The 318-nt window shown below is 66.4% G+C and carries 1 protein-coding gene; it reads left to right on the plus strand.

The genetic code is table 11. The annotated features are described in order from the left end of the window. On the plus strand, window positions 1-221 hold a 221-nt coding region (locus tag EN874_RS32860), incomplete at its 5' end, for a glutathione S-transferase C-terminal domain-containing protein (protein WP_189396755.1). Window positions 222-318: the final 97 nt, after the last annotated feature.

Below are 318 nucleotides of genomic sequence, written 5' to 3' on the forward strand. Positions count from 1 at the left end.
GCGCGCTGGAGCGCAGCTTGGCTGACACGCCTTTCCTGGTCGGCGATAGGCTCACCATCGCCGACATCGCCGTCTATGCCTACAGCCATCGTGCCGAGGATTGCGGCTTTGAGCTAGCCGATTATCCGGCGATCAGCGCCTGGGTGGAGCGGGTCGGCGAGGCGATCGGGCCGGGCTATCCGGTATATCCTTACAGCATCGATCCGCATTCGGGCGGGTGAGCCGCCGGAACAGAGCGGCGGGGGGGGCGTTTTCCAATGGCGGCATATCGGAGTCGCCTCAACCGGGCGCCCGCCGCAGCGTCCCAAGCAGAACCAC

The organism is Mesorhizobium sp. M1D.F.Ca.ET.231.01.1.1 (assembly GCF_003999155.2).
Taxonomy (GTDB): Bacteria; Pseudomonadota; Alphaproteobacteria; order Rhizobiales; family Rhizobiaceae; genus Mesorhizobium.